At 56.9% G+C, this 23,410-nt stretch carries 23 protein-coding genes; 15 read left to right on the top strand and 8 right to left on the bottom strand.

What is annotated here, in order from left to right:
• Nucleotides 1–4: 4 nt before the first annotated feature.
• From BLM14_RS30280 to BLM14_RS30295, 4 genes are all read right to left on the bottom strand, one after another.
• Nucleotides 5–577: a hypothetical protein gene (locus tag BLM14_RS30280; RefSeq protein WP_100003769.1), complete on the bottom strand. Its 573-nt coding sequence runs from the start codon at nt 575–577 to the stop codon at nt 5–7.
• On the bottom strand, nt 574–1,920 hold the full coding sequence (gene fliI, locus BLM14_RS30285) for a flagellar protein export ATPase FliI (protein WP_100003865.1): 1,347 nt from the start codon (nt 1,918–1,920) through the stop codon (nt 574–576). The genes BLM14_RS30280 and fliI overlap by 4 nt, the downstream gene beginning before the upstream one ends.
• A gap of 76 nt (nt 1,921–1,996) precedes the next feature.
• Complete coding sequence (flgF, locus tag BLM14_RS30290; protein ID WP_100003770.1) at nt 1,997–2,722, bottom strand: flagellar basal-body rod protein FlgF; 726 nt, start codon at nt 2,720–2,722, stop codon at nt 1,997–1,999.
• Nucleotides 2,719–3,501, bottom strand: a complete 783-nt coding sequence (locus BLM14_RS30295; protein WP_100003771.1) for a DUF1217 domain-containing protein — start codon at nt 3,499–3,501, stop codon at nt 2,719–2,721. Before BLM14_RS30295 ends, flgF begins: the two co-directional genes overlap by 4 nt.
• A gap of 196 nt (nt 3,502–3,697) precedes the next feature.
• Between BLM14_RS30295 and motA the strand changes: the two genes are divergently transcribed.
• The 7 genes from motA to BLM14_RS30330 are packed head-to-tail and all read left to right on the top strand — an operon-like array spanning nt 3,698 to nt 8,986.
• Complete coding sequence (motA, locus tag BLM14_RS30300; RefSeq protein WP_100003866.1) at nt 3,698–4,570, top strand: flagellar motor stator protein MotA; 873 nt, start codon at nt 3,698–3,700, stop codon at nt 4,568–4,570.
• A gap of 5 nt (nt 4,571–4,575) precedes the next feature.
• Nucleotides 4,576–5,514, top strand: a complete 939-nt coding sequence (locus BLM14_RS30305; protein WP_100003772.1) for a FliM/FliN family flagellar motor switch protein — start codon at nt 4,576–4,578, stop codon at nt 5,512–5,514.
• Nucleotides 5,495–5,977 (top strand): BAB2_0123 family type IV secretion system effector, encoded by a 483-nt coding sequence (locus BLM14_RS30310; protein ID WP_100003773.1) that lies wholly within the window; start codon nt 5,495–5,497, stop codon nt 5,975–5,977. The genes BLM14_RS30305 and BLM14_RS30310 overlap by 20 nt, the downstream gene beginning before the upstream one ends.
• A gap of 24 nt (nt 5,978–6,001) precedes the next feature.
• Nucleotides 6,002–6,355 (top strand): flagellar motor switch protein FliN, encoded by a 354-nt coding sequence (gene fliN, locus BLM14_RS30315; protein ID WP_100003774.1) that lies wholly within the window; start codon nt 6,002–6,004, stop codon nt 6,353–6,355.
• A gap of 49 nt (nt 6,356–6,404) precedes the next feature.
• Nucleotides 6,405–7,433 carry a flagellar motor switch protein FliG gene (locus tag BLM14_RS30320; protein ID WP_100003775.1) on the top strand — a complete coding sequence of 343 codons (1,029 nt, stop codon included), beginning with the start codon at nt 6,405–6,407 and terminating at the stop codon, nt 7,431–7,433.
• Nucleotides 7,434–7,453: 20 nt separating this feature from the next.
• The gene (locus BLM14_RS30325) at nt 7,454–8,518 is read left to right on the top strand and encodes an EscU/YscU/HrcU family type III secretion system export apparatus switch protein (protein WP_100003776.1); all 1,065 of its coding nucleotides are present in this window, start codon (nt 7,454–7,456) and stop codon (nt 8,516–8,518) included.
• Between the two features lie 27 nt (nt 8,519–8,545).
• Nucleotides 8,546–8,986 (top strand): hypothetical protein, encoded by a 441-nt coding sequence (locus tag BLM14_RS30330; RefSeq protein WP_100003777.1) that lies wholly within the window; start codon nt 8,546–8,548, stop codon nt 8,984–8,986.
• A gap of 4 nt (nt 8,987–8,990) precedes the next feature.
• Here the strand turns inward: BLM14_RS30330 and BLM14_RS30335 are convergent, their stop codons facing one another.
• Entirely contained in the window at nt 8,991–9,782 is a 792-nt protein-coding gene (locus BLM14_RS30335; protein ID WP_100003778.1) for a helix-turn-helix transcriptional regulator, read from the bottom strand.
• Between the two features lie 329 nt (nt 9,783–10,111).
• On the opposite strand from BLM14_RS30335, the gene BLM14_RS30340 reads away from it, so the two are divergent.
• Nucleotides 10,112–11,266 (top strand): DUF3095 domain-containing protein, encoded by a 1,155-nt coding sequence (locus BLM14_RS30340; RefSeq protein ID WP_100003779.1) that lies wholly within the window; start codon nt 10,112–10,114, stop codon nt 11,264–11,266.
• 14 nt (nt 11,267–11,280) lie between these two features.
• On the opposite strand, the gene BLM14_RS30345 is transcribed toward BLM14_RS30340, so the two are convergent.
• Nucleotides 11,281–12,612 carry a nucleotide sugar dehydrogenase gene (locus BLM14_RS30345; RefSeq protein WP_204252069.1) on the bottom strand — a complete coding sequence of 444 codons (1,332 nt, stop codon included), beginning with the start codon at nt 12,610–12,612 and terminating at the stop codon, nt 11,281–11,283.
• Between the two features lie 385 nt (nt 12,613–12,997).
• On the opposite strand from BLM14_RS30345, the gene BLM14_RS30350 reads away from it, so the two are divergent.
• Nucleotides 12,998–14,335 carry an adenylate/guanylate cyclase domain-containing protein gene (locus BLM14_RS30350; protein WP_100003780.1) on the top strand — a complete coding sequence of 446 codons (1,338 nt, stop codon included), beginning with the start codon at nt 12,998–13,000 and terminating at the stop codon, nt 14,333–14,335.
• Complete coding sequence (locus BLM14_RS30355; RefSeq protein WP_418314296.1) at nt 14,332–15,297, top strand: polysaccharide lyase family 20 protein; 966 nt, start codon at nt 14,332–14,334, stop codon at nt 15,295–15,297. Before BLM14_RS30350 ends, BLM14_RS30355 begins: the two co-directional genes overlap by 4 nt.
• 8 nt (nt 15,298–15,305) lie before the next feature.
• On the opposite strand, the gene BLM14_RS30360 is transcribed toward BLM14_RS30355, so the two are convergent.
• Together BLM14_RS30360 and BLM14_RS30365 are read right to left on the bottom strand one after the other, a co-directional pair.
• Nucleotides 15,306–15,698 carry a type II toxin-antitoxin system VapC family toxin gene (locus BLM14_RS30360; RefSeq protein WP_100003781.1) on the bottom strand — a complete coding sequence of 131 codons (393 nt, stop codon included), beginning with the start codon at nt 15,696–15,698 and terminating at the stop codon, nt 15,306–15,308.
• Entirely contained in the window at nt 15,685–15,960 is a 276-nt protein-coding gene (locus tag BLM14_RS30365; RefSeq protein WP_100003782.1) for an AbrB/MazE/SpoVT family DNA-binding domain-containing protein, read from the bottom strand. The genes BLM14_RS30360 and BLM14_RS30365 overlap by 14 nt, the downstream gene beginning before the upstream one ends.
• A 187-nt stretch (nt 15,961–16,147) precedes the next feature.
• Here BLM14_RS30365 and BLM14_RS30370 point away from each other — a divergent pair, with 187 nt between their 5' ends.
• The 5 genes from BLM14_RS30370 (at nt 16,148) to BLM14_RS30390 (ending at nt 23,396) form a co-directional block, all read left to right on the top strand.
• Nucleotides 16,148–18,037, top strand: coding sequence for an ABC transporter ATP-binding protein (locus tag BLM14_RS30370; RefSeq protein WP_100003783.1), 1,890 nt, complete (start codon nt 16,148–16,150; stop codon nt 18,035–18,037).
• Nucleotides 18,031–19,941 (top strand): ABC transporter substrate-binding protein, encoded by a 1,911-nt coding sequence (locus BLM14_RS30375; RefSeq protein WP_100003784.1) that lies wholly within the window; start codon nt 18,031–18,033, stop codon nt 19,939–19,941. Before BLM14_RS30370 ends, BLM14_RS30375 begins: the two co-directional genes overlap by 7 nt.
• Nucleotide 19,942: 1 nt before the next feature.
• Nucleotides 19,943–20,941, top strand: a complete 999-nt coding sequence (locus BLM14_RS30380; RefSeq protein WP_100003785.1) for an ABC transporter permease — start codon at nt 19,943–19,945, stop codon at nt 20,939–20,941.
• A complete protein-coding gene (locus BLM14_RS30385) occupies nt 20,938–22,113 on the top strand; it encodes an ABC transporter permease (RefSeq protein WP_100003786.1) in 1,176 nt (391 codons plus the stop codon). Before BLM14_RS30380 ends, BLM14_RS30385 begins: the two co-directional genes overlap by 4 nt.
• A gap of 71 nt (nt 22,114–22,184) precedes the next feature.
• Entirely contained in the window at nt 22,185–23,396 is a 1,212-nt protein-coding gene (locus BLM14_RS30390; protein WP_100003787.1) for a glycosyltransferase family protein, read from the top strand.
• The last annotated feature ends 14 nt before the right edge of the window (nt 23,397–23,410 follow it).

Here is a 23,410-nt window from a genome sequence, read left to right on the forward strand (position 1 = left end):
AAAATCAGTTCGTGCGGTTGATCACATCCCCGTCTGACGTCTTGATCTGCCAGCTGCCTTGATCATTGCCGCGCTCAATCGCAACAAGCTTGCTGCCATCCGGCAGTGTCGAGCCTTTTTCGACAAACCAGTAGCCGGTTTCGTCTTCGATCATGACCAGCCCGCCGACGATTTCGCGCACCAGGAACACCGGCTTTCCCGGGAATGGCTGTTTGCTGGCTTCTTCGATGCGCGCCAGCCTGTCTGCTGTCTGCTCTGAAGTTGTTGCCGTGGTCATCAGATCAAGATCTTCACCTCGCCTCTGATGCAGGGACGAGCCCTGGTTGCCGTGAGTCGCGCGTACGACTTTCTGGTTCGTCCGATCGAGCGGGTCACGCACCTCCTTGCCCGATGCCGGCGGCCTTGGCCGTGCTTCGAGAATGTCGTAGTACATGACAAATGGCAGAACAGCGCAGATGGTCGCGAGAAAGAGGCCCGCTCCCTTCAGATAGCCATCGAAGCGCTTGTCGCGCGGTCGGGATACAACTGCGGCCACTGCAACGGAAGATTTACCCGGCGCGGGTTGCTTTTTGGTCACGATGGCTCCTTTGGTCTGAGCGCCGCGGCAAGATCGCTATACGGATCCTGGGCGAGCGGCGAAGCAGGCGTCTGTTGCATGGCGTCATAGATGAGCGGGACAAGGTTGACTGCCTGATCGATGAGGGGATCGCTCCCGGCCTGGTAAGCGCCGATCATCCGCAAGTCCCGGGTTTCCTCGAAACGCGCGACCAGACCACGCAAACTTGTCACGAGCTTGGCCTGTTCCGACGTCCAGTTGTGCTGGGCAAGACGCGAGATCGAGCCCAGAATATCGACGGCGGGGAACCGGCCTTGCGCAGCAATGCCGCGCTCGAGCACGATATGGCCATCCAGGGTACCGCGGATGGCATCCGACACGGGATCATTGTGATCGTCGCCGTCAACGAGAACGGCATAGATACCGGTGATCGTACCGCCACCCGCGAGGCCGGGCCCTGCTCGCTCCAGCAGCCGAGGAAGCTGGCTGAAGACACTCGGTGGATAGCCGCGTGAAACGGGCGGCTCTCCTGCGGCAATGGCGATTTCGCGCGCGGCGTGCGCAAAGCGAGTAATTGAATCAACAATCAGCAGGACGTTGTCGCCGCGATCGCGAAAATACTCGGCAATGGCGGTTGCGGAATTGGGTGCAAGCCGGCGCATCATCGGACTTTCGTCGCCGGTGGCAATGACAGCAATCGTCTTGTCGAGTTTGCCCGCCATGGTGTCTTCAAGCATGTCCCGCACTTCTCGCCCGCGCTCACCGGTCAGCGCTAGCACCACGGTGTCGAAATCAGTGGCTTTGGTCATCATGGCGAGGAGCGTTGACTTGCCGACACCCGACCCGGCGAAGACGCCCATACGCTGGCCAAAACACATTGGCACGAACACATCGACTACATTGACGCCAGTGCGTAGTCCTGTCTCCACCCGGCTTCGATCCATGGCAGACGGTGCAGGGCAATCGACCGGCTTCGGGTCGGTTCCCGCCGACAGGAGCCCCTTGCCGTCGAGTGGCGCGCCAAGCGCATTGATCACCCTGCCCTTCCAGTCAGGTGCAGGGGCAATCCGAAATGGCCCGTCGGGAAAGACAGGTGTTCCAAGGGGCGGCATGATGCGGTCATCAAACGGCTTGACCAGTACCCTTGCCTGTTCGAGCCTGACGACCTCGGCCGGGTGGAGCCGATTATCGCAGCGGATCATCACCATATCGCCGAGCTGTACCCTGTCCGAAATCCCGCGAACACCCATTGCCGAGCGCGAAACTTCATTGACATAGCCGCCCACCACGACCGGCGCACGTTCCTGGCCGATCTGCGAGACCAGTCTTGCCAGCGCCTCAAGACTGCCTGTCCTGCTGCTCATCGTCTGCAAAGCCGTTTCAAGAGCCTGCATGATCAACCGGCATGCTCGTGGATGGAAATTGCGAGTGATTGATCCGTCACGTCTTCGATCCGAGTGTCTTGATCGCTTCAGTGTAGGCATTCTCATTACCGCGAAGCAGTGCATCAACACGTTCGAAGGCGCGCGTCACGCTCATCAGGCGCGTCATCTCACTGATGGCGTCAACATTCGAGCCTTCGATTGAACCCTGGATGACTCCTGCATTCGGATTATCCAGGGCCGGCTGCGCAGCGACACTTGGAATTACTGCAGAATTGTCGAAATAGGTGAGCTTGGCATTGGGACTGATGGTGAAAAGCCCGATTGCGCCCAATTGCCGGCCGTTCTGATAAACAGCGCCATCCGATGAAATTTCCGGTGGTCCGCCATTCGGATCGATCGTCAGCGGCTGCCCCCCCGCATCCAGAATGGGATATCCCTTGACCGACAGCAATTCGCCGGTCGTCGACATCTGCATGCGCCCGTCGCGTGTATAGACCTGACCGGCGGGCGACCGAAGCGCGAACCACACGTCGCCCTTGGCGGCGACATCCAGCGGATTGCCGGTCTGGGTGATCGGTCCTGCCTCGGTCTTGATATAGCTTTGCCCCGCCGAGACAAAGCTCGAATCTTCCGCAGCCTTCGACACCATGGTCTCGAATTTCATTCCCGTGGCGCGAAAGCCCGGAGTCGACATATTGGCCACATTCTGAGCCAAGACATCGAGGCGTCGCTCCAGCGAGATTTGCGAGGAGAGTCCTACATAAATCGAATTTTCCATCAGCGTCCGCCCAACTTGAAGGATTGCAAGGTTGTTAGAATGCTGTCCGCGATGCCGATCGTCGTCGATCCGCCGATCAACATCGAAGGGATGCTGGTTGCCGTTGAAGGGTTTTTCAGCTCGTACATGGCAGTGAAGCGGGTCATCAGCTTGTCAAGCTTCTTCGGGTCTTTCAGATCGGCGAGATTAAGCTTTTCCTCGACCATCTTCGCCTGCCGGTCGATGTCCATATTGGATGTCGCCGCCGGGATGGAGAACGTTGTCTGAAACACTTCCAGCAGCGCCTTGTCGCCAAGAATTTGATAAGCGCTGGTTATTGTTGGTGCCTTGCGCGCGAAATAAAGGGCGAGCCGAACCCCGTCGTTCTGCTGTCCGGTCTCAACCTCCAGCGTTTGACGGACATATTTGTCGACGACTGGCTGGAGCACGCCCGGCTGGCTGGTCGCCTTGTCACCCAGTTTGGCGAAATCGAAGGCGGCGGCAAATTCCTTGTAACGCGTATCGGTCAATTTGTTGGCAAAGCTGTTCTTATCCGTAACACCTTCCGTCAGCACCTTGCGAATGAAGGCCTTGGCATAGGCCATATTATCAAGGCCAAAGGCTTTCAGGGCATAGTTGTAAAGTTTGGTGTCCTTCATGAAGTCATCGATTGTCTTCACATTGCCGATGTTCTTCAGGTAATAGTCGCTGTCGCGCTGCACCACCGGCTCCTTGGCGACGCGGGCGAGTGAGCGCGGCAAATCCGCAGCAATCAAGCGGTAGCTCGTCATTGTATTGATCATGATGCGCCTTTCCCGAAGCGTTTGTCCCATCTGTGTCAAATCAAGCTTGCCTGAAGCTGTCGATCATGAATTGAGTGACAGCTTCAAGCGGCACGACCCTCCTGGCTTGGGCCTCCAGTTTGGCGCGCTTTCTGCAAGGTTCACACAAGCCGACGCTGCTAGCCCTGCAATGCTGGCAAATGTGCAGGAGAGCGTCTTGGGTATTCTTGTTGGACTGGTTGTGACGATGGGATGTCTGCTTGGCGGTTTTATCGCCATGGGCGGCCACGTCTCGGTTCTCATGCAGCCATGGGAATTCGTCATTATTGGCGGTTCGGCGCTCGGCACATTCCTGGTGGCCAATCCGTTTTCTGCCGTCAAAGATACCGGCCGCGCCTGCATGGAAGCCTTCACCAACAAGATCCCCAAGCAGCGGGACTATCTTGACGTCCTCGGCGTCCTCTACGCCCTGATGCGCGAATTGCGCGCCAAATCGCGCAACGAGGTTGAGGTCCACATCGACAATCCGACCGAGTCGGCGATTTTCCAGACTTTTCCGAGCGTGCTGAAAAATCACGACCTGACACATTTCATCTGCGACTATTGCCGGCTCATCATCATCGGCAATGCGCGCTCACATGAGATCGAGGCATTGATGGATGAGGAAATCCACACCATCTCCCGCGACAAGCTGAAGCCCTATCATGCGATGGTCAGCGTTTCCGAAGGCCTGCCGGCGCTCGGTATTGTCGCGGCGGTCCTTGGGGTCATCAAGGCAATGGGTGCTCTCAATGAATCGCCGGAGATTCTCGGACACCTGATCGGTGCGGCACTCGTCGGAACCTTTGCAGGTATTTTCCTCTCCTACGGCGTCGTCGGCCCGATCGCCACCAAGATCAAGACGACCCGCGAAAAGCAGAACCGCCTCTACATGGTCGTCAAGCAGACATTGCTTGCCTACATGAATGGCGCCCTGCCCCAGATCGCGCTCGAATATGGCCGCAAGACCATTTCCGCCTATGACCGTCCATCGATTGATGTGGTCGAGCAGGAAACACTCACGACCGTTCCGATACAACAGGCGGCTTAGAACCCATGGACGTCGAGACTGAACAGAAACGACCCGATGTACTCGCTGAAAGCATCCTGCGTGCTGCAGGCATGTCGGTCGACGATCTCAAATCGCTGGAAGCAGTCTTCCGCGATCTCGCGGCGTCATTCGGTGCGAAAGTCGCGGCGCAGACCGACGTTGCAGTTGGTGCGGAATTCGTCCGCATTGAATCGCTGGAGAAAGACGAGATTGCCGACACGCTGCATCGGTCCGGTCTTGTCGGCATGGTTCCGGTTGCCAAATGGGGATCCCGGCTGCTTCTCATTGCGGATCGCAGCTTTGTCGATTGCGGCATCGAAGCGCTTTTCGGTTCGGGCGCCAGTCACGAGACCGGCGCCGCGAGCAGGCCGCTGACAACCGTCGATCTCGGAATTGCCCGGCAGATCTTTGCCGATGTGACAGCCTCGCTCGACCACATGTTCGCCGGCGGGAACGAGCCGTTGTTTCAGATTGGCGATCTCGTCGAAGCCGCGCATCTCGCGCCCAACACAATCACTGAAACACGCATGATTTGCTGCGCGATCACGCTGAAAGCTGCTGGCCGTTCAGGTCAGATCCTGATCCTGCTGCCGCGCTCGAGTTTCCGACCAATGCAGGATGCCATTGCGCGATTGCTTCGTCAGCCGGCACATCATTCCGATCCGGCTTGGGCAAAGAAACTTCGTCTGGAAGTCAGCCGCGCTCACATCGATATCGAAGCCTATCTGCAACAGGGATCGATGACGCTGGAGCAGATCGCGCTGCTCAAGCCGGGCCAGGTGCTGCATTTGCCAAAGGATGCAATCGATCAGGTTCGCCTGCGCAGCGGCAAACAATCGCTTTACAAATGTCGTCTTGGCAAGGCCGGCAGTGCTTTTACCGTGCGGATCACCGATCCTATCAACGAAGAAGAGGACTTGCTCGATGAGCTTGCTGCTGGTTAATCTTTTTTCGCTAGCGCTGACCGCAGCGTCGCTCCTTGTCTTCTTTACGGCCCTGCGCAAAGCCAATCGTCTGATGGCGATGAGCCGCACTGTCGCGCAGCAGGTGGCCGGTTCAGCGGCCAGCCTCGAGCAAGCCTTGTCGGTTCTGCGAACCGAGCGGGAAACCTGCCGCGATGAGAGTGTCCGCCTTGAAGCCAGGCTGAAGGATTCTGACCGGGCCCGGTCAGAAATCACCAAGGCCATTGATCTGGTCAAGCGCGCGAAGATAGATCTCAACGAGAATGTAGTGCCTTTCCCGGCAGCAGCCTCGACGCAAAGCGCAGCGCCAAGGCAAGCGGCGCCAGTGTTTGTCTCCCAGGCCGCACCTGTTATGCCAACACAACCCGGCGTTCCGGCAAAGCCCCTCCCCGTGTTCGTCAACCGCATCGTCCGCTCTGCCGATGTGGCAAGCGCCGTCCTTTAAAACCTTTTCCCGGGACCCTAGACCATGGCCATTTCCGACAAGAATTCGATCGAAGACGAGCTTAACGAAGCTATCGAAGATCTGAAGCGTGACAATCCTCAGCCCAATCGCAAGCCGCAAGGGTCGAAGCCGAACATCGATCTGATCATGGGCATTCCCGTGGATGTTCAGGTGGTCCTCGGAAGTACGTCTATGCCCGTCGCCAATCTGATGAAGCTCGGCCGCGGCGCGGTCGTCACACTGGACAAGCAGATCGGCGACCCGGTCGATATCGTCGTGAATGGTCGCGTCATTGCCCGCGGCGAGGTGATCGTTCTCGAGGACGACTCCTCCCGCTTCGGTGTCAGTTTGACCGAGGTTATCGGCAGCGGCGTCTGAGCGAGACTATATCCGTTTACACTTCACAACCCTTTAGAAGCCGGGCCGCATGAGCGATCAAGAAACACCTCAAAGTCCAAGCGCCATCAAGGACCTGTCAGGTCCAGAAAAAGTGGCGGCTTTGCTCGTGGCGATCGGGCGGCCATCCGCGTCGCGGCTTCTCAAACATTTCAATGCTGATGATCTGCGTTCGCTGGCCGGGCATGCACGCAAGCTCGAGCCGATTACGCCGGGTGATTTCGAGGAGCTCGTGAAACAATTCGAGAATGCCTTTGCCGACGGCGCACCGGTCTCGGAGGCCGGAATACGCTTTGAGGGACTGCTGCGCGAGACGCTTTCGGCGGAAGATGCCAGTGCGGTAATTGAGAACCGACGTCCCGAACTGCTGACGCAAGAGTCGGTATGGGATCAGCTTCCACGCATACCAACCGACGTCCTTCACAGCTACCTGGTTGCCCAGCACCCGCAGGTCACCGCCTATGTCATCTCCCGCCTGCCCTCGGATATTGCGGCAAAGCTCCTGATCCGCTTCGGTTCATCGGAGCGCAGCGCCATCATCCAGCGCACCCTGCACATCCGCAAGGTTGAGCCAGCCATATCGACGATGCTGGAGACGATCCTCCAGCGCGAAGTCACCGGCAAGGACAATACCAGTTCCGAAAAGAGCCACCATGGGACCATCGCCAATATCATCAATCAGCTCGATAAATCCGAGAGCGATGAAGTCCTGGCCGGCCTCACCGATCTTGGCGCAGATGATCTCGCCAAGATCAAGGCCAAGCTCTTCACCTTCGAGGACATTGCGCGCATTTCCCAGCGCGCGCGGCTCGTACTTTTCGACGAAATCCAGACCGATGTCGTCACGACCGCCCTGCATGGCTGTGAACCGCAATTGCAGGAACTCATCCTCCAGTCGCTGTCGACCCGCGGACGCCGGATGGTGGAAACGGAGCTCTCCAGCCAGACCAATATCAATTCCAATGCCGTGACGGAAGCGCGGCGTGCCATTGCCCGTACCGCGATCGTGCTGGCGGATCGAGGCGACCTCAAACTCGACGCGGAGGATCCCGCACCATGAATCAAAGATTCTGATCGCTGATGTCGGATGGCGCCGATAAGGAAAGTAAAACCGAGGAAGCGACTGAGAAGAAAATCAGTGATGCGGTCGAGAAGGGCAATCTTCCTTTCTCCCGCGAAGCACCAATCCTCGCGTCCATTATCGCGCTCCTTGTCATCCTGATATTCGTCGTCGTGCCGGGCGGGACGAAACTGACATCTTTCCTCTCCGAATTGCTCGACAAGAGCGATGATTGGCGGCTCAACAGTGCCGACGATGCCCGGCAATTGTTCGGGATCATCGGCGCAGCAGTTGGCGTTGCGTTGCTGCCCGTCCTGATCATTATTCCGGGGGCTGGCATTCTTGCGTCTGTCCTGCAAAACGCCCCGCGGATTGTCTTCAACCGCATCCAGCCGGAAGCTTCGCGCGTCTCCATCGTTAAGGGCTGGTCGCGCATTTTCGGCTCGTCCGGCCGCGTTGAATTCCTGAAAGCCACTTTCAAATTCGCGGCGGCCAGCACCATTGTCTTCATGATCTTCTTTGAGGACAGCCATTTCTTCGTCGATGCGATCATTACCGAGCCGAGCCAGTTGCCGGAACTCATTCGCACCCATCTGACGCGGCTGCTCTCTTCAGTAGCGATCGCCGTCACCGTTCTCACCGCATTCGATCTTGCCTGGACGCGCATCCATTGGCGCAGCGAACTCAGAATGACGCGCCAGGAGATTAAGGATGAACACAAGCAGGCGGAAGGCGACCCGCTGCTCAAATCCCGCCTCCGTTCGCTTGGGCGCGACCGCGCGCGTCAGCGCATGATCGCGTCCGTTCCAACGGCCACGCTGATCGTCGCAAATCCGACACACTTCTCGGTTGCTCTCCGGTACAATCCGGCCAAGGATTCGGCGCCTATGGTCGTGGCCAAGGGACAAGATATCATTGCTCTCAAGATCAGAGAGATCGCAGAGGCGAATGACATACCGGTATTTGAGAATGTACAATTAGCGCGATCGCTCTATAAGCAGGTTCAAGTCAATAACGTGATCGCACCAGAGTTCTACAAGGCAGTAGCTGAGCTTATTCAATTCGTTAATATGCGTCGTAAATGATCGCGCTGCTTGTAATCGGATCAATATATGAAAAGAACCCAATATTCCGTTGCCCGCGTCGAGATTATCTCAAAACATATGGCAGAGGTAATTCAGGATCTGCGTCTCGTCGACGTTGCTGATTATATCGCCTTCATTCGCTGCGAGCTGTTTGGCAACATTGCCGATATCGTCAACTCTGCAACGGAATTGACGTTCTATCCCGACACGCTGACCTTTGGACTTGGCGGCGAATACACGCTCGACTGGAACTCATCGCCCAAAGTGATGCTCGATCTTGAATTCAGCAATATGGGGGTGAACGCCTATTTCCGGCTGACATTGTCGGCAGAATCCGCCGAGATCGATCTGCATCACGTGCGTTTTGCCGATACTGGAAACAGCCCCGCCGACAATACGGCGCTGCTGGCCGCGGCCTTCGGGGATGCTCGTCTTCCGCAACTCATTACACCCGGTGAAATCGACTAGGCTGCTAGAACCTGCTGGCAATGACCGGCATTTCGATTACGCCCAGCGCCAGCGCGGTAGCAACGGTCGACGTACGGTTGGAGCAGCCCAACTTGTTCTTGGCGTTCTGCAGATAGGTGACCACGGTCCAGCGGGCAATGTTGAGGATCTCGCCAATTTCGCCATCGGTTTTGCCGTTGGCGGCCCAGTAGAGGCAATCGATTTCCCGCTTCGTCAAAAGGCTGGCGACGGTAGCGGCGAGCGCCGGATTGCGATTGCCATGCAGTACATTATGCAGGCGTGTCGAAACTGCTGCCAGTCTCTTGCGCATGCGATCGACAAACGCAATCTGGTCCGATGGCTCCACGTCGAAGGTAAACAGCGTGACGCCACGAAAACCATAGGCATTCGCGACGCTCACAGTCAGAAACAGATTGCCGAGTCCACGCAACTTGCAGTCACGCAGAAATTGAGTTGCCTCAGGTGCCAGCCCGGCTTCCGCGGAGAGATTCCGGAGCGTCCCGGGCACGCTCGTCTGGCGCTGGAACAGCACAACTCCCTGTATCAGCGGATCCACCTTATAGTAGTTTTTCGCGGAGTAACGCACGACCCATTTCATCGGAAAGGTCGTGAGCACTGAGATGTCCTGAGCCTGAACCTGCTCGCCCGCGAACTGGTCTGAATGACCGACATGAGTGATATAACGGCAGCTCAGCTGCTTCCTGATATCCACAAGCATTTCAAGGGTATCGTGCTTGACGTTGCCACTGAAAAAACCTTCCTGGAAATCCGGGAAATGGGCCAGATCAAAATGCATCGGGAGCGCAAACCATTCCTGTTAGCAAGCATAATATGCCCGCACCATCACTCGTAACTCTAAAAATCAAGATTGCTTTTAATGTCAAAGAATCAATAGCGTGTATATGGTTGCACAACCTTGACCCCGCGCACAAGTCGATGAACAATTGTATTCTTCATTTATCACCTATTTGCAACGAGACACCCATTTATGGTTGACAATCCCCTAATTTTTTCTCCCAAATTTTAGGGATCCGGAACGGATGTGGCGGTCATTTTATTGCACTACCACCCCGCACGATGCAGTCCTTCATCGCCGACCACTTTAGATTGTGATAATGGCCTTTCATGGCAACAGAAACGAATGACACTTTCTTCGATACGCTTCCCGTTTTTGTAGAATTCGAGGGCGTCGCTGATGTTGATAATTACAAACCGCTCCCCGATGACTGGGTGCTCGCGACAGCGGATATCGTCGGTTCGACGAAGGCCATCGAGGCTGGCCGCTACAAGGCAGTCAACATGGCGGGTGCCAGTGTTATCTCCGCACTCCTGAACGCGCTCGGCAAACGCAATTTTCCCTTCGTTTTCGGCGGCGACGGCGCTTTGGTCGCGCTTCCGGAGTCGGCGGTATCCCGCGCCCGTGAGGCGCTGTCGGCCGTGCAATCCTGGGTCAGGGATGATCTGCAATTGAACTTGCGTGCCGCGCTTGTTCCGATGCGCGATATACGGGCGGAAGGCTTTGACGTGCGCGTCGCCCGCTTCAGGGTCAGCCCCGATGTTTCCTACGCCATGTTTGCTGGAGGCGGTGCTAGCTGGGCGGAGGCCCAGATGAAGGCAGGCAAATATGCAATCGAACCAGCTCCTTCCGGCACCCGGCCAGACCTTGCCGGCCTTTCCTGCCGTTGGAATCCGATTCAGGCCCGCAATGGCGAGATCGTGTCGATCATCGCTGTACCAGGCACGGCTGGTGCGAGCGAGCAATTCCAGGAACTGGTTGCCAATATCATTGCCGTGGCGGCCGAGCAGAACCGCGGTGCTCACCCACTTCCTGAAGAAGGACCACCAATCGTCTTCAACACGAAAGGTATTGACACGGAAGCCCGGGCAACCGCCCCGGTAGGCAAGCGTTTTTCGCGTAAGCTGGCGATTCTTGGCCAGATCCTGTTGATCGTCGCACTCGACAAGCTTGGACTTACAGCGGGTGGATTCGAACCCGGACGATACAAGCGGGAAGTGGCGCAGAATTCCGATTTTCGCAAATTCGATGACGGCCTGAAAATGACCATCGACATCGATGCCGACCGTCTGCGCCGCATCGAAATGCTGCTGGAGGACGCGTCAGCCGCCGGGATCAGTCGGTTTGGACTGCACCGGCAGGATTCGGCCCTGATGACCTGCTTCGTGCCAACGCACCGCGCCCACGATCACATCCATTTCATTGATGGCGCCGCGGGCGGCTATGCCATGGCGGCAAGCAATCTGAAGGCGAAATTGTCATAGACCAAAGCGGGCCCCTATGACTTAACAATATGTTCCGCCATCAGCCCAAGCTTGGCAAAAACATTGCGTGTGTCGATGATCAGCGGCGCCCATCCGGCCACAGCTGCATAGTCGACATCGTCATGATCGGTCGAGACCAATATCGCGTCATATGATCTTACCGCTTCCTCCGTCAGCTCTACGGATTTGCGTCCCTTCAAGGCCATATACTCGCGTGTCTTCGGGATTTCGGCAACGAACGGATCGTGATAATCCGCCCGCCCTCCGCGTTCTTCGATGATCTCGATCAGCCGCAATGACGGGCTTTCGCGGATATCCGGTACGTTCTTCTTGTAGGCAAGGCCTAGGACCAGCACGCGCGACCGGCTGAGCGCTTTTCCGGCACGTATATCAAGCGCTTCGGCCAGGCTGCTGACAACATAGCGCGGCATGGCGGAGTTGATCTCTCCCGCCAGCTCGATGAACCGCGTCGGAAGTTCATACTCGCGTGACTTCCACGTCAGATAGAACGGATCGATCGGAATGCAATGCCCGCCGAGCCCAGGCCCAGGATAGAACGGCATATAGCCGAAGGGTTTGGTTTTTGCCGCCTCTATGACTTCCCAGACATCGATGCCCATTGCCGCATAGACAATCTTGAGTTCGTTGACGAGCGCGATATTGACCGATCGGAAAATGTTCTCCGTCAGTTTGACCGCTTCCGCTGTCGCATTGGATGACACCGGCACCACGGTTTTCACCGCTGCGCCATAAAACGCCTGCATCAGCTTGCGCGCATCTTCGCCATCACCAGCAACAATTTTTGGTATCGTGGCGGTCTGGAAATCGCGGTTGCCCGGATCCTCCCGTTCGGGTGAGAAGCCAAGGAAGAAATCAGTACCGGACTTGAGCCCCGTCTCCTCCAGGATTGTCTTGACAACATCGTCGGTCGTACCGGGATAGGTGGTCGATTCCAGCACGACCAGCTGGCCGGGTCTCAAGTGTGCGGCAATCGACCGGCTCGTCGCCTCGACAAATGAAAGATCGGGATCGCGATGTTTGGTCAATGGCGTCGGTACGCAAATGATGATCACATCGCATTGCGCAAGTTCTACAAAATCGCTCGTTGAGCGAAACCGACCTGCTGTCACTTCCGCTGCCAGTGCTTCATCGGTCACCGCTTCGATATAGGAGCGGGCAGCATCGAGTGCGACGATCTTGCCTGGATCGATGTCAAAGCCGGTAACGGAAAAGCCGCTGCGCGCCAGCGTGATCGCCAGAGGCAGGCCGACATAGCCAAGACCGATGACACCGGCATGTGCCTGACGCGTTTCGATTTTGTCTGAAAGTTCTGAGAAGGCGGTCAAGATGATCTCTTTTGTACGAGCGTGCCACCACCGGCAAGTCGGATTTAGATGGCCGCTATAGAATTGCCTGTCAAGCGAAGGGTCGCATGCACTTCTTCTCACATTGAAGTGACAATGACCTATTGTTTCGAATTCATGACATACCCATCTGAATGGCTCGGAACAACGACTGATAGAGGACCGCCCGTCGAGTTACCCGCTGAAGTAATATCGGACTGGTGAGATCGCAGTGTTGGCATTCCTGTTGCCAGCGTTGACACCGTTGCCCGATTCACTCATTTTCATTTTGCTCGGCTTGGTTTGAGCGTGATCGGATCACGCCGCCCGTCCGGGAACGGTGAATCTATCCGGGAATGGACGTGGCTCGTATTTGCAAGGATCAGGGATGAGCACGACCCAATCGAACGTTTCCACCATACTTCTCGACAAGGTAGCCGACTGGCTTACACAATCTTCTCTTGCGGGCGACAATCTCGAAACCATCGTACGCGGCTTTTGCGAGCGGATCGCAGCGGCGGGCTTGCCGATTGCCCGCGTGAATCTTTCGTTCTCCATGCTGCACCCGCTTTATGACGCCTTGGGCTTCACCTGGAAGCGCGCCAGCGGGATGACCGTCGAAGGCTACCGGCATGATCCTACAGGAAAGCCTGAACGCTTCCTGCTCAGCCCCTATTTCTATCTCCTGACCAATAATCTGGAACATCTGCGCCGCCGCATCAGTGTCGATGGACCGATGGAATTTCCGGTCCTCGATGAGTTGAGGGAAGAGGGCATCACCGACTATCTCGCTTTCCTGCAGCCCTTTGGCGGCCAGTCTACCCAGGGCATGATGGGCTCGTGGTCGACGGACAGCAGCGAAGGATTCAATGACGCGATGATTGCTGCGCTGCTGCGGCTGCAGAACCATTTGGCCGTTGCCGCAAAGATGGCGGTTCTCGGCAAGCTCGCGGACAATATGCTGACGACCTATCTTGGTGGCAATGCCGGTAAACGCGTCTTGAACGGCCAGATTCGCCGCGGCGATGGTGAGACCATCCGAGCGGCCCTGGTCATGGGCGATATGCGCGAGTCCACCGTGCTTGCAGAAAAAGAAGGCCGCCAGGCCTATATCGATACGCTCAATCATTTCTTCGATGCGATTGCTGCGCCGTTCAACCGGAGTGGCGGCGAAATACTGAGCTTCATGGGTGACGGATTTCTGGCGGTTTACCCGTGTGGACGGCACAAAGACCCATCGAAGATTGCGTGCGAAGCGGCACTTTCCGCCGTGTTCAAGGCGCAGGCTCGCGTCGCCGAACTCAACAAGGAGCGGCGCAAGGACGGTCTTAGCGACGTTCGCTATGGCATCGGCCTGCATGTCGGCAATGTCATGTTCGGTAATGTCGGGCTCAAGGACCGCCTGACTTTTTCCGCCTTCGGTTCGGCAGTGAACGAAGTTCAGCGCCTGCAGGGCCTGACGAAGAAGTACTCGCGCGAAGTGATAGCCAGTCAGGCATTCGCTACCTATTGTGGCGGCGAATGGACCACTTTGGGTGAAGAAAAATTGCGTGGCGTCGGCCAGAAAGTCACAGTACTTTTGCCGAAGTCGTCTGGCCAGTCCGTTCAACTGGACGACGCTTATGACGATGTCGCCTATGATGGACTGTCCGAGGCGGAACAGGTCATGCTGCTGCACCGGGATAAGAAGACTGGACGCCCCTTGCTCGAGAAATTCATGCAATGACAGGAAAGACACTCGCCATGGCTCTTCTGGCCGCAACTCTCAATTTAACAAGTGCGGCAGCGGACCCCGGAGGTGACGTGCTCATTGACACTTTCGACGGTCAGGATTTTGCCGCGGGCGGCGGTCTCTATTACCGGCAGAATTTCGAACAGCGTGCCGGAAAAGTCGAATTCCAGTCGGAGGTAAGGCAAACCGGCACAGGCGCCCTCAAACTGAGTGTCAAACCATTCTGCCCGAAAGCCAAGAAGAACTGCAGCGAGAGAGCCGAGATCTGGGAGAAAACCGAACGGCGTGTGCCCTATGATGAAGGGGTCTGGTACGGTTTTGCGGTGAAGTTTGCCGATCCCATCCCGCAGGGCGACCATCGTTATCTGATTGCCCAGTGGAAACGTGAAATCGGACCCGAAGCCGTCGGCGATTTCAGCCCGTTTTTGGCGCTGCGTCTCAACCAGGGCAAATTATTTGCCACTATAGAGACTAATTATGTGGCACCCTCGCCCTCCAAGGCGAAAGGATCGACCAGCGTCCAGGCGTGCGATGACAAGCAGACACCGGTATGGTTCCGGCCGGAAACCAATCAGATGCGCGCGCTCGTTGCGACGGACACGAACTGGACGCCGCAGGATGGCAGCCAGTTCACCAGCTGCACCGATGCGATCGTCGTGACCGATCATGGCAACAAACTGCCGACGCCGGATTCCGGCTGGATCGACTTTGCCATTTATACAAAACCGGGTCCCGATGGCTCCGGGCATGTCGAGATTTTCGCCAACAACAAATGGATCGTGACGGTCAAGGGCCATATCGGCCACGGTGACAAGGGTCTTGGCAAGAACCAGTACTTCAAGTTCGGTCCCTATCGCGCCGCGGACAAAACCGACTGGACCCTCTACTACGACAATTTCCGCCGTTCTCCCCGCTGTGCCGACGTGCTGGAAGCCGGTCTCTGCCCCATGCCGTGATTGGCATTCTAGTTTGGGACGCGAACTTCCAGCGCGCCTTCACGCTTGGCTATTTTTCTGAATGCGACGTCGAAGCTGATCATCGCCTTGCACCCAATGCTTGCGGCCAAATGAAACGCGTCAGCGTCGTCCATGCCCTTTTCCATTAGGTCAAAAGCCTGAATCGCAGCGGAATCATTTTCCAGTGAGACGTTCGGGAGTCTCGCGAAATGACGTAACGCACCCAAAATCGCCGTCGTACCGAATTTGTAGGTGTGACGCAGTACCCAACAGGTCTCGAGTAGAACGGTGATCGGAACCCAAACCTTTTCCGCCGACAAGAGCTCCTTCACCAGCTTTGTCTGCTCGGCATGATCGTCCACCAACAAACGAACGATGATGTTTGTGTCAATCGCGTGCATGTTTCTCTCGGAAGTATTCCTCGACACCCTTATTCATGTCTTCGACCGAGATTGGAGGTCCGTCGTATTTCAGCATTCCAGCTACATCTTCGATCTTCGTCGGCGGGAACAGTGGCTCGCTTTTCAACAGAACGCCTTCTGATGTGTGTTCTACAATCAACCGCGTTCCCGGGCCCCAATTTCGTTGCTTGCGAATAGCAGCCGGCAAGATAACCTGGCCTTTGGTCGATACCACAGTTGTCAGCTTTTCCGGCTTGTTCATTGAAGTACCTCGCGTAAGATAATGGTAAGATAGTTCTCTTCCGGCATTTTGCCAATCCCGGAGCGCATAATACCAAAGACGAGTGTCAGGGGCAGCGATACCCGCACGCTAGACTCGCCGTATGCGGTGCGATAGTCTCCATTTCAATGGGAGACAACGATACGCTATGGGGAAATAATTGGCTGGCATGAAGTCAGGATCTGATCTGTTGCGTATCGAAGATCTCGGCATTTCGTTCTCAATGCTGGGAGGGCGGCTTGATGTCGTCAAGGGCGCCAATCTGCGCGTTCTTCCAGGAAAGGTTACCGCACTTGTCGGTGAATCCGGTTCGGGCAAGTCTGTCATCAGTCAATCCGTCATGGGGATACTGCCCAATACAGGAAAGGTCACAGGGAAAGTCCTGTTCACCGATCCGCTGGACGGCAAGACCACGGATATCCTGCAATTGTCACGCGATGGCGAGGAGATCAGGGCGCTACGTGGCAGCCGCATGGCAAAGATTTTTCAAGAGCCGATGACGTCGCTGTCGCCGCTGCACACGGTCGGCAACCAGATCAGCGAAGTCCTTGCGATCCATACCAGCGCGACGAAGGACGAACGGCGCGCGCAAACCGAGGAGATGCTTAGCTTGGTTGGTTTTGTCAAGCCAAGCCGCACCTATGATATGTACCCTTTCGAACTGTCGGGAGGTATGCGCCAGCGTGCCATGATCGCCATGGCGCTGATCTGCCGTCCCGCGCTTTTGATCGCCGATGAACCGACAACGGCGCTTGACGTGACGATCCAGGCGCAAATTCTCGAGCTGCTGCGCGATCTTCAGCACAAGCTCAACATGGCCATTCTACTGATCACCCACGACCTTGGCGTCGTGGCCAATATGGCCGATGAGGTGGTGGTGATCTATCATGGCGAGATCATGGAGGCGGGGCCGGTCGACGCGATCTTCCGCGCGCCGCAACATCCCTATCTGAAGGGCCTCATGGCCGCCGTGCCGCATTTCGATATGAAGCCCGGCGAACGCCTGAAGGCGCTACGCGAAGTGCCGGTTAAAACGGACACACTCTGGGCCAAGAAGAAACATGTCGAGGGCGCACCGGAGATTCTCCTCTCCGTCCGCGACCTGACCAAAACTTACGCCATTCGCAAGTCCGGCCTGTTCGGCAGCAAGGATAATACGCCAGTCCGGGCGGTTGATGGAGTCAGCTTCGATATCAGGCGCGGCGAATGCCTCGGTCTCGTCGGCGAAAGCGGCTCCGGCAAGACGACAGTCAGCAAGATACTGATGCGGGCCGTCACACCAGATAGCGGCTCCGTCACTTTCGACGATGGCAGTGGCAAGATTGATGTTCTGGCGGCACAAGGCGCGGCACTCATGGATCTGCGCACCCACATCCAGATGGTGTTCCAGGATCCCGTTTCGTCACTCTCCCCACGCATGACGGTACAGAACATCCTGAGCGAGCCCCTCGAAATTCACGGGCGCGGCGACAAGGCCTATCGCCTTGAAAAGGTCCGCGGGCTGATGCAGGCCATCGGCCTCGATCAGCGTTACCTCAACCGGTATCCGCATAGTTTTTCCGGCGGTCAGCGTCAGCGCATCGGCATTGCGCGGGCCCTTGCCCTCGGGCCGAAACTGTTGATCTGCGATGAGCCGGTCTCGGCGCTCGATGTATCGGTACAGGCGCAAATTCTTAATCTTCTCAAGGATTTGCAGAAGCAACTCGGGCTCACCTACCTGTTCATTTCCCACAATCTTGCTGTCGTCGACTACATGGCTGATCGCATCGCTGTCATGTGCGGCGGTCGTATCGTCGAAATTGCGCCGAGGGAAATCATCCTGCGCAATCCTGTCCATCCCTATACCCGCGCGCTTCTGGCGGCTGTACCGTTTCCCGATCTTGACCGCCCCCTGGATTTCGAGACGTTGCAGGCAAGCGGGGCATCCGATCAGAGGGCCTGGGGTCCGCAATTTTCCAGCGACGGCAGCGGTGAGGCGTTGGCGCCAGCCGATCTTGGCGAGGGGCACCTCGTCCTCGCCAGGCGCAACATCGACACCCGGGAGTTACGCTCGTGGTAACGCGCCGCACTGTTCTCGGCGCTCTTGGCTGCGCCATGCTGCCCGGTCTGGCAAGCGCCGCAGACCGCGAGCTCGAGCCGGAATTTCTGGACGAGCAGCTCAGGGCCCGCAGTCTTCCCCCGCTCGCACAGCGTCTGCCTAAACGGCCGCGCATCGTCGGCCTTAAAACAATGGGACGGACGCCGGGCCAATATGGCGGGACAGTCCGCACTATCATAGGCAGCGGCAAAGATGTCCGACTGATGACGATCTATGGTTATGCAAGGCTCGTTGGATATGACGAGCATCTTGTCATGCAACCGGACATTCTCGAGGCATTCCAGTCGGAGAACGATACGGTCTTCACGTTCACGATCCGCGAAGGGCATAAGTGGTCGGACGGTTCGCTTCTGACCGTCGATGATTTCCGCTATTGGTGGGAAGACGTTCTGCTCAACAAGGACCTGACACCAGGCGGCGGCTCACTTGACCTGCGCGTCGATGGAAACCTGCCGCGTTTCGAGGTTCTCGACGAGCTGACGGTCCGCTATTCCTGGGAAAGGCCAAATCCAAACTTCCTGCCAGGTCTCGCCGGACCGCAGCCGCTCATCATTGTTGGACCCTCCGTCTATCTCAAGAAGTTTCACAAAAAGTATCAGGACGAGTTCAGGCTTTCTTCACTGATGAAGGAAAACCGTGTGAAGAAGTGGGCTGATCTCCACATCAAGATGTCACGCGAATACCGGCCGGAAAATCCCGAACTTCCGACCCTTTATCCATGGCGGGCCAGGACGGCGCCACCGGCAGAACAATTCATCTTCGAACGCAATCCCTACTTTCACCGCGTCGATGAAAACGGCCGGCAGTTGCCCTATATCGACCGGTTTGTGCTGAACGTCAGTTCGTCATCCATCATCCCGGCAAAGACCGGCGCAGGGGAAAGCGACCTGCAGGCAACAGGCATTGATTTTGCCGACTATACCTTCTTGAAAGATGCCGAAGACCGATATCCGGTAAAGGTTGACCTGTGGAAGATGACGCGCGGCTCGCGCGTGGCAATCCTGCCGAATCTGAATTGCGGTGACGATGTCTGGCGCGCGCTGTTCCGCGATGTTCGCGTCCGGCGCGCCCTGTCGCTCGCCATCGACAGGCACGAAATCAACATGGCGGTGTTCTACGGCCTGGGAAAGCCCAGCGCCGACACAGTTCTGCCTGAAAGCCCCCTCTTCAAGCCGGAATATGCCAAGGCATGGATCGACCATGATCCAGACAAGGCAAATGCCTTGTTAGACGAAGCCGGGCTGCACAATCGCAATGATGACGGCCTCCGGCTTCTTCCCGATGGGCGTCCGGCGGAAATCACCATTGAAACACCGGGAGAAAGCACAGTCGACACCGATGTTCTCGAGCTGGTCACCGATCACTGGCGCAAGATTGGCATCGCGCTGTTCATCCGCACCTCGCAACGCGATATTTTCCGCAGCCGCGCTCAGGCCGGCCATATCATGATGTCCATCTGGTACGGAATCGAAAACGGTGTTGCAACTGCCGACATGAACCCGCAGCAACTGGCCCCGACGGCAGACGATCAGTTGCAATGGCCATTGTGGGGTATGCACTATCTGTCGCTCGGGCAAAATGGTCAGGCACCGGATCTGCCCGAAGCCGCAGAGTTGATCAAGTTGCAGAACAGCTGGCGTGAAACAGCCCACATGGCCGAGCGTACGGCTATCTGGCACAAAATGCTGTCGATCTTCACGAGCCAGGTTTTCTCCATCGGCCTTGTCAATGGAACCTTGCAACCGATCCTCCGTTCGGCCCGCTTGCAGAACGTTCCGAAAGAAGGCCTTTATGGCTTCGATCCGACCAGCTATTTCGGGATTTACATGCCCGACACCTTCTGGTTGAGCGAGGAGCAGGCCTAGAATGCTGAAATACATTCTGTGGCGTATTGCCGCCATGATCCCCACATTGCTGATCATCTCCGCTCTCGTCTTCGTCATCATCGAACTGCCGCCCGGCAATTTCCTGGACAGCCAGATCGCCGAAATGCAGGCTCAGGGCGAGACCGTGAACATGCAGGACCTGGAAGAACTGCGCCACCAATATGGCTTCGATCAGCCGCCGGTTCTGCGCTATTTCCATTGGCTTGGCGGCATGCTGCATGGCGATTTTGGTTATTCCTTCGAATATCAGTTGCCCGTCAACGAAGTGGTCGGGGACCGCCTATGGCTGACAATCCTTGTCTCCTTTGTCACCATCCTGTTCACATGGCTGATCGCATTCCCGATTGGCATGTACTCGGCGACGCACCAGTATAGCTGGAGCGATTACGGCCTTACCCTTTTTGGCCTCCTCGGGATCGCCATTCCGAATTTCATGCTGGCGCTGATCCTGATGTATTTCGCCAATATCTGGTTCGGCACATCTATCGGCCATTTGATGGACCAGAAATTTCTCAACGAGCCCATGAGCTGGGAGAAGGCGCGATCGATCCTTTCCCATCTGTGGATTCCAGTCATTATCGTCGGAACGGCCGGCACGGCGGGGATGATCCGGCGATTGCGCGCCAACCTCCTGGACGAACTGCAGAAGCAATATGTGATGACCGCTCGCGCCAAGGGCCTCCATCCGTTCCGCACACTGGTCAAATATCCGCTGCGCATGGCCTTGAATTTCTTCGTCTCGGACATCGGCTCTATTTTGCCGTCGATCATTTCCGGCGCCGAAATCACCGCGATCGTCCTTTCCCTGGAAACCACGGGGCCTATGCTGATCAAAGCGTTGCAAAGCCAGGACATGTATCTCGCGGGCTCCTTCCTGATGTTCCTCGCATTCCTGACGGTTATCGGCGTGCTGATATCCGATATCGCTCTTGCCTTTCTTGACCCGCGCATTCGGCTGGCGGGCAGGAGCACCAAATGACGGCGCCGCTTCCCTCCCCTGGCGCGCCCTTGCAGCATTATGTCTCGACGGCGCCGTTCGACCCGATGTCGGTCGAGGTGATGACGGACGAGCAAGCGAAAATCCATCTCGCATCGCAGACGCGGCTGATGTGGTGGAAATTCAAGCGGCACAGGCTAGCCTTGGCGTCGGGCATTTTTCTGCTCCTGCTCTATGGCATGATCATCATTGCCGAGTTCCTGGCCCCCTATAACCTGCATACGCGCAATGTGGATTTCATCCATTCCCCGCCGCAGCGGGTCCATCTGTTTCATGAGGGCAAGTTCGTCGGGCCATTTGTCTATGGCCGAACCATGCAACTCGACATCGACTCCCTGAAGCGCAACTACACGGACAACAAAAAAGACGTGGAACCGATCCGCTTCCTGTGTCGAGGCGACAGCTACCGCTTCTGGGGTGTCATAGCGACGAACGTCCACCTCGTTTGTCCAGCCGAGGGAGGTCAGATGTTTCTGCTGGGCACCGACCGGCTCGGCCGGGATGTCCTGTCTCGTATCATTTATGGCGCCCGCATTTCTTTGACCATCGGGCTGATCGGCATCACCATCAGCTTCGTTCTCGGCATCATCATCGGTGGCCTTGCCGGTTATCATGGCGGGATTTTCGACTTGCTTGTGCAACGCGTCATCGAGGTGTTGCAATCATTGCCTAGCCTGCCCCTGTGGATGGCGCTGGCGGCGGTCATGCCGGTGACATGGAGCCCGATCCTGATCTATTTCGGGATCACCATCATTCTGGGCATGCTCGACTGGACCGGGCTCGCCCGTTCCGTGCGCTCCAAGCTTCTGGCCTTGCGCGAGGAAGATTATGTCCTGGCGGCGCAATTGATGGGTGCCAACAGCGCTCGAATCATCGGGCGGCACCTTGTGCCCGGCTTTATGTCGCACCTGATCGCCACCGCCACTATTTCCATTCCCGGCATGATATTGGGCGAAACAGCGCTGAGTTTCCTTGGGCTTGGCCTCAGGCCGCCCATTACCAGCTGGGGTATTCTTCTCACCGAAGCGCGCAGCGTCAGTGTCATCGCCTTTTATCCCTGGCTGCTGTTTCCAATGATTCCTGTCATTCTTGTTATTCTGGCGTTCAATTTCTTGGGAGATGGGTTGCGCGATGCCGCCGATCCATACAGATAAGAGACTTATATTTGTCATAGCTGGTTCGAGTGCACTGCGCGGGTCAACCCGCAAAACAGAGGGTTTTGACCATGATGCGGCGTTTCGAAGATGCTCGGATCCTGATGTACAGCCACGATACGTTTGGCCTTGGTCATTTGCGGCGGTGCAGGACAATTGCCCACTCGCTCGTCGAGGACTATCGCGGGCTGAATATCCTGATTATCTCCGGCGCGACAATCGCCGGCGCCTTTGATTACCGTGCGCGCGTCGATTTCGTGAAGGTGCCGAGCGTAATCAAGCTGCGCAACGGCGAATATACGTCGCTGGCCCGCCATATCGACCTGCACGAAACACTGAAGATGCGCCAGTCGATCATCCGGCACACCGCGGAAACCTTTCAGCCCGACATTTTCATCGTCGACAAGGAACCGATGGGTTTGAAGGGCGAAGTCGAGGAAACCCTTGCCTACCTGAAATCGCGCGGCACGACACTCGTCCTTGGCCTGCGCGAAGTCATGGACGCGCCGCATCTGCTCGAAGCCGAGTGGAAGAACAACAACGTGATGCGGAAGATCGATCAATTCTACGACACCGTGTGGGTCTATGGCCCGCCAGATTTCTACGACCCCCTGGTGGATCTCGACGTACCGGTCACGGTGCGCGACAAGATGAAATTTGTCGGGTTCCTTCAGCGCAGCCTGTCTAATGACCATGCTCCCAGCCATGTTCCGGAGGGCGATTATATTCTGGTGACAACCGGCGGCGGGGGCGATGGTGCCGATCTCGTCCACAATGTCATCCATGCCTATCAGCAGGACCCGACCCTTCAGCACAAGGCATTCATCGTGCTCGGGCCCTATATGCCGGCGAAGCAACGGGCCAAGCTGGTGAAGAAGGGCAGCAAAATTCCCTATATCCAGGTCATCGAGTTCGATAACCGCATGGAAGAACTGATCGCCGGCGCGAAGGCCGTGGTCGCCATGGGTGGGTACAACACCTACTGCGAGATCCTGTCATTCGACAAGCCGGCGCTTATCGTTCCCCGTGTCGCGCCGCGCGAAGAGCAGTTGATCCGCGCGCAGCGCGCCTCCGAACTTGGCCTGATCGAAATGCTCCTGCCTGAGGAGGCCGAGAACCCCTTGCTTCTGGCCGACGTGCTCAAGCGCCTGCCGGACCGCGCACCGCCATCACAAACCGGCAAGGGCGAAGGCATGCGGCTGGAAGGTCTCGTCCATATTTCCGAGATTGTCGGCGACTGGCTCGATGAACGTGAGCAGCCGCTTCCTGCTGTCGCGGAATAAGATCTGGTTTCATT

The sequence above is a fragment of the Phyllobacterium zundukense genome, from assembly GCF_002764115.1.
In the GTDB taxonomy this organism is placed as follows: Bacteria; Pseudomonadota; Alphaproteobacteria; order Rhizobiales; family Rhizobiaceae; genus Phyllobacterium; species Phyllobacterium zundukense.

What these genes read in the sequence shown, in the direction of transcription:
- fliI (WP_100003865.1), bottom strand. Translation starts at nt 1,920, where the DNA reads ATGAGCAGCAGGACAGGCAGTCTTGAGGCGCTGGCAAGACTGGTCTCG.
- BLM14_RS30295 (WP_100003771.1), bottom strand. Translation starts at nt 3,501, where the DNA reads ATGATCAATACAATGACGAGCTACCGCTTGATTGCTGCGGATTTGCCG.
- BLM14_RS30305 (WP_100003772.1), top strand. Translation starts at nt 4,576, where the DNA reads ATGGACGTCGAGACTGAACAGAAACGACCCGATGTACTCGCTGAAAGC.
- BLM14_RS30310 (WP_100003773.1), top strand. Translation starts at nt 5,495, where the DNA reads ATGAGCTTGCTGCTGGTTAATCTTTTTTCGCTAGCGCTGACCGCAGCG.
- fliN (WP_100003774.1), top strand. Translation starts at nt 6,002, where the DNA reads ATGGCCATTTCCGACAAGAATTCGATCGAAGACGAGCTTAACGAAGCT.
- BLM14_RS30320 (WP_100003775.1), top strand. Translation starts at nt 6,405, where the DNA reads ATGAGCGATCAAGAAACACCTCAAAGTCCAAGCGCCATCAAGGACCTG.
- BLM14_RS30325 (WP_100003776.1), top strand. Translation starts at nt 7,454, where the DNA reads ATGTCGGATGGCGCCGATAAGGAAAGTAAAACCGAGGAAGCGACTGAG.
- BLM14_RS30330 (WP_100003777.1), top strand. Translation starts at nt 8,546, where the DNA reads ATGAAAAGAACCCAATATTCCGTTGCCCGCGTCGAGATTATCTCAAAA.
- BLM14_RS30335 (WP_100003778.1), bottom strand. Translation starts at nt 9,782, where the DNA reads ATGCATTTTGATCTGGCCCATTTCCCGGATTTCCAGGAAGGTTTTTTC.
- BLM14_RS30340 (WP_100003779.1), top strand. Translation starts at nt 10,112, where the DNA reads ATGGCAACAGAAACGAATGACACTTTCTTCGATACGCTTCCCGTTTTT.
- BLM14_RS30350 (WP_100003780.1), top strand. Translation starts at nt 12,998, where the DNA reads ATGAGCACGACCCAATCGAACGTTTCCACCATACTTCTCGACAAGGTA.
- BLM14_RS30355 (WP_418314296.1), top strand. Translation starts at nt 14,332, where the DNA reads ATGACAGGAAAGACACTCGCCATGGCTCTTCTGGCCGCAACTCTCAAT.
- BLM14_RS30360 (WP_100003781.1), bottom strand. Translation starts at nt 15,698, where the DNA reads ATGCACGCGATTGACACAAACATCATCGTTCGTTTGTTGGTGGACGAT.
- BLM14_RS30365 (WP_100003782.1), bottom strand. Translation starts at nt 15,960, where the DNA reads ATGAACAAGCCGGAAAAGCTGACAACTGTGGTATCGACCAAAGGCCAG.
- BLM14_RS30370 (WP_100003783.1), top strand. Translation starts at nt 16,148, where the DNA reads ATGAAGTCAGGATCTGATCTGTTGCGTATCGAAGATCTCGGCATTTCG.
- BLM14_RS30380 (WP_100003785.1), top strand. Translation starts at nt 19,943, where the DNA reads ATGCTGAAATACATTCTGTGGCGTATTGCCGCCATGATCCCCACATTG.
- BLM14_RS30385 (WP_100003786.1), top strand. Translation starts at nt 20,938, where the DNA reads ATGACGGCGCCGCTTCCCTCCCCTGGCGCGCCCTTGCAGCATTATGTC.
- BLM14_RS30390 (WP_100003787.1), top strand. Translation starts at nt 22,185, where the DNA reads ATGATGCGGCGTTTCGAAGATGCTCGGATCCTGATGTACAGCCACGAT.